Source organism: Sphingopyxis sp. NFH-91 (assembly GCF_021401285.1).
Taxonomy (GTDB): Bacteria; Pseudomonadota; Alphaproteobacteria; order Sphingomonadales; family Sphingomonadaceae; genus Sphingopyxis; species Sphingopyxis terrae_A.
In genome coordinates, this window is record NZ_JACBGA010000033.1 from 1 (window position 1) to 1,175 (window position 1,175).

At 60.9% G+C, this 1,175-nt stretch carries 4 protein-coding genes; 2 read left to right on the forward strand and 2 right to left on the reverse strand.

The window, feature by feature from the left end:
- On the forward strand, positions 1–204 hold a 204-nt coding region (locus L0963_RS19575), incomplete at its 5' end, for a hypothetical protein (RefSeq protein WP_234181505.1).
- Between the two features lie 148 nt (positions 205–352).
- Positions 353–475 (forward strand): hypothetical protein, encoded by a 123-nt coding sequence (locus tag L0963_RS19755; RefSeq protein ID WP_267960792.1) that lies wholly within the window; start codon positions 353–355, stop codon positions 473–475.
- Between the two features lie 22 nt (positions 476–497).
- Here L0963_RS19755 and L0963_RS19580 read toward each other — a convergent pair whose 3' ends face one another.
- Positions 498–734 carry a DUF5818 domain-containing protein gene (locus L0963_RS19580; protein ID WP_234181507.1) on the reverse strand — a complete coding sequence of 79 codons (237 nt, stop codon included), beginning with the start codon at positions 732–734 and terminating at the stop codon, positions 498–500.
- Positions 735–808: 74 nt separating this feature from the next.
- A partial coding sequence (locus tag L0963_RS19585) for a thermonuclease family protein (protein ID WP_234181509.1) occupies positions 809–1,175 on the reverse strand: 367 nt, incomplete at its 5' end.

A 1,175-nucleotide genomic window follows, 5' to 3' on the forward strand; every position in this document is an offset into this window, starting at 1 on the left:
TCCACCATAACGATGAACCCGGTGGCCACCAGCGACGCCGCATTCCGGGGTGGGGCATGCCCCACCCCGGAATACACCATCGCCTACACCGGAAATTACACCACGAGCGCGGACGCTAACTTGCACATCAGCTTCAACCAATTTGCTTCATCAATGCTGATGAGAGGATACTGGCATGCCCAAAGCCCTTGTAAACGAACATAAGAGCTGCCCGGCCGCAATCGGCCAGAGTCGGCGGTATCGCACGCCTGAATGTGAGTTCGGGGGGTGTCGCCTATTCCGTAGGATGTTGTCGCCACCAAGCGTGGATTAATCGCTTTCCTACAATATTTCGCGCTGTCATGCCGAGCCTATGCAAGAACGAAGACCCAAATGGCGCGACCGGGCGCTCGCTATCGAATTCTGGATTGCGACCGTGCTGGTGGGCGGCTCATTCCTCGTCGGGGCGTGGCAGGCGCTTAAATATCTGTTTTAGCGGCGGGGGCGGCGCACTAGCGCTACGCTCCAGCCGCGAGCGGCGAGGGAACAAAATTCTCAGGCGCTACACCGTCGACATCCACCAGGTCTTCGCTCACCACGATGCCGGTAATGCGAACACGCTTTTCGATATGGTCGACAGGAACGCGGTGTAAGTCGAGCCGCCACCGGCCGCCAAGGTCACGGCGAAGCGAGAAACCGCCCGCGTCGCGGAGCAACGTCCCTGTCTCTTCGATTCTCGTGCCAATCATCGTCATGACTTTGGCCTACGCAAAGTCGCAACACCGCGCCAGAAACTTCGGCTGAACTCCTAACAACCCAGCCTAAATGCTCATCGCCGCCGAAATGGTTCGCACGCCACGCCATCGCCGTCGCCATCCATTTCTGGCCGATACCCGGGCTGACCGCGGTATAACGGCGCGGCACCCGCTGCCCACGCCGCATTGCAATTGCGGTAATAGACGCCGGACGGCGCCGACGATGCAATAGGCTGGCGCACGGCGGATGCCTGCGGCTTGGCCCGATGTGCCCTGGGACTGGCGGCCCGATAGTCGACCGGCTGTTGGAAGTCGGAACCCCAGATGCCCAGTTTGAGGGCCTTGGCGCGCGCCTCGGCGCCGAGATAGCGATCGCTAAACTGAGGCAACGCAACTGCAAGGCCCGCTTCGACCATGGCTTGGCCCAGATCTATCTGCCGC